Here is a 4,704-nt window from a genome sequence, read left to right as displayed (position 1 = left end):
CGTGCTCGCGAGACGGATGCCGACCAGGGTTTTACCCGTACCGCACGCCGACACATACAGCCCCCGGGTGCCCGGACGATGCAGATGCCGCACCGCACGGTCCAGGCCAGCCTGCTGATCAGGGCGTAGCACAGTCGGCCCGGTAAGGCCGGAGACGGCAGGGATGGCAGTGCTCATAGAGGGCATTCTCCCGGGCCGACAGACAGGGTGGGGTGGGGCGGGTGGGGCTCTTCCATCAGGGGTTCGGCAAATACTGGCGGATCCGTCATCTCCATCTTCCTGGGGGTGCCGCCGATGACTGCTCTCACTCGCCCTCACGTTCAGCAGGCTCTTCCCTGGAGTTTGAAGGCAGAGTCCGTTCCGGCTCGTCTTCTTGGATGGCCCTCTTCACACGGCGCCAAGCGATCAGCACGTCAGGCAACTGGTCAAGGAGCCCGCGTACGACGAAGAGCAGAACCGATAGCACACCGGAGGCGGCGAGGAGCCACAGGATGATGGAGTCCACGGTTTGGGTACGCCCTCATAGCCGGGGCCGAACTCGCGTGTACTCACACTCAGCTCGACCACATGAACAGCGGTCAGAACTGAGGTCCACGCCGACGGTAAATCCCAGGTAGAGCGGGGTCCGAACGGGTCAGGGGCAACGCAAAGGACAGGTGCCCATGGTGGACGGCTAGGAGACAGGTGTCCGGGTCGTGATTCACGGATCTCACAGATCCCCGGCGACATGTCGGCTCGCCGGTGGCTGTCCTGCACTGACAACTGTATGAGGCGGGCTGCACCCCGGTACGGACTTGCGTGAACTCCTGGCGTCTTGGGGGAGCACGTGGTATTCCACCACCACGCAGACCGGAAGCTGTGGAGACAAGCCCACACGGCAGGACTTCGACGGCTGACTCTCCATCGACCGCCGGTCACTCACCCCCCCAAGTTGCACCGCTAGCTGACAGGCTCCCGACGCGGTCGTCAAAGGGGCCTGAGGTCCAGCTGGGGGCAGCCCGCTTTTGCCTTTGCCGGGGGCGAAGAGCGAGCGGTGGCCGCGTGGTCGGTGGGGGCGCACCGGCGCGGTCGCAGGGGGAACGGTGCGGTCGGTGGGGTGGTGCAGGTGGAAGCCCCGTGCGGTAGCCGGACCCCCACGTCCCGGGCGCGCCATGGCGACGGCCTGCGCTTCCGGGTCAGGGACGGCGGCGCGGCGCGCTGACGGCGTCGGCGAGGCTGCGAACAGGTCAGCGCGGGTCCGGCCGGTGAGTCACACGTGTCAGGTCCGTGACGCGATCAGCCGGTTGGTGAGCTCCACTGTGCCGAGGTACCACCAGAAAATCCAGTCGAGGAACACCTCGTCGTACTCGCCGCGCTGGTCGGCCCGACGGTGGCGCAGGTCGAAGCGGTTGGCAATCTCAAACAGGGCGCCTTCGTCCTTCCCGAGATACTCCTTGATCAGGGCACGGCGCTCTTCGAGGATGCGGGCGAGGTTGAAGATCGCCGACCGCTTGCTCTCGGGCGATGCGTCGCGCCCTCGGAAGAGGGCGACGGCGTGGCGAACGCCGGCGGTGGTGTCGGGCGGGCTGTCGTTGAGGACGCGGTGCACCAGATCGCTGCGGGCGTCGTCGGTGACGGCGACCAGACGCCCAAGGTCTTCGCCCTCGGCGGCCAGCTCGAACTCGATACCGCTTTCGCGCAGCAGCCGGTTGACTCTCCACCGGTACAGGACGCGGGCGGGTCCGTTGTGGAACTCCAGGTGGTGCCAGCCACAACTGCTGTAGGTGTGGAGCCATCGTCTACGAGGGCGGCTGACCAGGTCGTGGAACACCTCGATCAGGCCGTAGAAGGTGTCCTCGTCCCAAGTCTCCGAGGCCAGAGGCCACAGGTCGGGAATGCCCAGGCGGCGTTTGATCACTTCGGAGGCGTCGGGCAGGTTGTCGTGGTCGTCTACGCAGTACTCGCCAAACGCCTCAGCCAGGTATCCGGTCTCGGCGAAGTCGCCGATGAGCTCGGTAAAGGCTCCTCGGGCGTCGCGGGCCGGACGGCCGTCATGAGAGAAGCTGCTGCTTTGCCGCTGCGGCCAGTACGGCCGGGGTGCAATCGCGTGGCGAAGCTCAGACGCTCGCTTGATGAGTTCGGCGAACCAGTCGCACTGGTCTTCCCCCCGGTGGACGCCGCCGTAGCGGCGAGCCGTGGTGTCCCAGGGGTCAGCTGCCGGGTTTCTGTGGCCTGGTATCTCCTCGAAGTCCGCGACTGCTGTGGCGCCGACAAGGGCTTCTGTCAGGAGCCACTTCGCTTGCTCCTCCCAGGAGGAGCCCGTGATACGGAGGATGCGCTCGCCCTCGGACACGAACAGCGGCGTAGGCCAGAGGAGTTCGTAGTTGCTCAGGTCCAGACTCACCACAACATCATCACTCATCAGCGTGCCATCCGGGCCCAGCGTGCTGACGCCCAGCCTTCTCGATCCGCTCTTCGGTGGCTTGTAGATCTCACGCTGAGCCACGCTGGCCGACGCTTTGGTCCGTCGTCGGCAGCTTCCGGCAGGGGCCGGTGGGCGCGATGCGGCCTCGTCCGTGGTCCTTTGGAGGCGGCCCGCCGACTCAGCGCGAGCGTGGCCGCGGCCCGTAGTCCGGGGGTGGCCATCCCTTTTTGTATGCGGCGATGGTTCGCCGGGTGTGGGGTGGTGGGTGGGGGCAGCCGCGCATGAGGTCGGGTTCTCGCATGGCCCAGGACAGGGCGTAATGGGCAGGGCTGAACGGCCAGATCGTTTGAGGTGGCTTCGCGGGCGGCGTGAGCCTTTGCGTCGTTTGGGGCGGGGTGGCTGGGGTGGGCGGAGCTTGCAGCTTTCGGCGAAGCGTGTCAGGTAGGGCAGGCCGGTGCTGCCCAGAGGGTCGGTGAAGAGCGGCCCGCTGGTGCCGGAGGCGATGCGCCAGGTGAATGCGGCGGCGAGCAGCAGGGGGCGTGCCCAGGTGGGGACGTGGTGGGTCATGCAGCCTTGGCGTAGTCCGTCGTCGTGGAGGGTGAGGGTGGAGGCGTCGGGGGCGAGGTCGTGGAGGTGGGCGGTGTCGAGCTGGGTGGTGGAGGTTGCGGTGAAGATGGCGGTGGCGAGGTGGGCGGCGAGGTGCGGGTGGGCGGTGGCGGAGTGCAGGCGGTGGGCGACTTCTGCCTCGGTGAGGGCCGGCAGGGCGGGTGGGAAGTAGTCGCGGTCAGCGGCCATGGGTGGGGTGCACTGGCAAGGGTCGGTGGCGGAGTCGAATGCGGTGAGCGTGGTCAGGGCCGGCAGGTTGAGCCATCGGCCTGCCAGGGGGCGCCGCAAGCCGCCAGCTAGCGGTGTCGCGGCGGGCGGATCCCCCGCGGGCAGTAGGGCTGTCGCTTCCGCCATCCGGTACGGGAGACCGGCCAGTGCGTGTTCCAAAGACCTGGGCAGCTGCGGGGTGTGGCAGACCAGCGTCAGTCTCAGGCCGGTGCGGCGGCGTAGCTGGAGCAGGGCGTTCAGGCGGTGGGGGGTGAGGAAGTGGGCGCGCAGCAGTGTCAGGTGGGTGGTGTGGGTGGCGAGGATCCAGGCTGCGGCCAGGGTCCAGGCGGGGGCGGTGTCGAGCTGGCGGTAGCCGGTCAGGGGCACGGGTTTGCCGAGGGCGGCCAGGACGTCGTAGGCGAGGGTGAGGGCGGAGTCGGTGCTGGGCGTGGGGTGGATGGTGAGTCTTCCGTCTGCGGGGGTGTGCGCGGTCAGGGCGGCGCGGGTGTGGACCAGGTCGTCGCCGGGGTCGAGGACGACGGTGATCGGGGGCGGGTTGTCGCAGGTCAGCATGGTCAGGCGATCTGCCGGGTGTTCAGCTTGCTGTAGGCCCAGCGCAGCAGTTCCTCGTCCACCGCTTGGCGTCCGGTCTCTTTCAGGCCGGCGATGAGGTGGTGGGTGATCTTCGCCCAGGCGCGGAAGTTTCCGTGTGCGGCTTCCTGGTCGCAGACGGCGATGAGTTCGGTGTCGGTTTCGGCCCATACGGGGTGGAAGACGGGGATGACGGTGAGGACCTCGTCCAGGGGCATGCCGCCGATTTCCTGCCAGGCGTAGACGCGGGATTCCAGCATCGGTTCGCTCTGCAGCATCTCAAAGCAGCCGTTGCCGCCGGTGAAGACGATCGTCAGGTCCGAGTCGGTGTCATCCCACAGGTAGCGCAGGTATTCGAAGCACAGTTTGGACAGCCACTGTGCCTCGTCGCAGACCAGCACGCGTGGTTCCTCGAGCGCGCCGCGCAGTATCCGGTCGAACTCGATCGCGTGGGAGGGCGGCCGGCCCTGCAGTCCCAGGGCGTGGAAGAGCTCGTGGCGCAGGTCGCGGGTGGAGGGGCGGGCCCGGAACTGGATCCTGCGGGTGAGTGTCGGTGCGAGTTCGCGCAGGGAGGCGTTGACTGCGAAGGACTTGCCGTTGCCGGCCTGCCCGTAGATGCAGATCATGGCTTTCGCCTCGATCGCGGCCCGGATGTTCTCTCGTGCGGTGAGCAGTGCACGGGTGGAGACGATCTGGGCGCCGGGCAGGCGCATGAAGTGGTCCTCGCGTTCCTTGGGCAGGCGCCCCTTGCGTTCAGCGGTGGCCATATGGTGTCACTCCTTGCCGTCCGGGGCGGGTGCGGTGCCGGTCGCGTCAGTCACTTCCGTCGTAGGGGCCGGTGTGGTCCCCGGGCGCGGCCGGGCTGCAGAAGCGGCGGGGCGTGGGCGGGCCCAGGT

3 protein-coding genes are annotated in these 4,704 nt (G+C 67.9%); all 3 read right to left on the bottom strand.

Going from position 1 to position 4,704, the window contains the following annotated elements:
• Positions 1-304: 304 nt before the first annotated feature.
• Positions 305-505 carry a hypothetical protein gene (locus PV341_RS43915; RefSeq protein ID WP_450400668.1) on the bottom strand — a complete coding sequence of 67 codons (201 nt, stop codon included), beginning with the start codon at positions 503-505 and terminating at the stop codon, positions 305-307.
• A gap of 753 nt (positions 506-1,258) precedes the next feature.
• A complete protein-coding gene (locus tag PV341_RS43910; protein WP_500360847.1) occupies positions 1,259-2,401 on the bottom strand; it encodes a hypothetical protein in 1,143 nt (380 codons plus the stop codon).
• A 1,391-nt stretch (positions 2,402-3,792) separates the two neighbouring features.
• Positions 3,793-4,575: an AAA family ATPase gene (locus PV341_RS43905; RefSeq protein WP_500360846.1), complete on the bottom strand. Its 783-nt coding sequence runs from the start codon at positions 4,573-4,575 to the stop codon at positions 3,793-3,795.
• Between the last annotated feature and the right edge of the window lie 129 nt (positions 4,576-4,704).

This window comes from Streptomyces sp. PA03-1a (assembly GCF_033792805.1).
Classification (GTDB): Bacteria; Actinomycetota; Actinomycetes; order Streptomycetales; family Streptomycetaceae; genus Actinacidiphila.
This window is presented reverse-complemented; position numbering and strand designations above follow the sequence as displayed.

What these genes read in the sequence shown, in the direction of transcription:
- PV341_RS43910 (WP_500360847.1), bottom strand. Translation starts at nt 2,401, where the DNA reads ATGAGTGATGATGTTGTGGTGAGTCTGGACCTGAGCAACTACGAACTC.
- PV341_RS43905 (WP_500360846.1), bottom strand. Translation starts at nt 4,575, where the DNA reads ATGGCCACCGCTGAACGCAAGGGGCGCCTGCCCAAGGAACGCGAGGAC.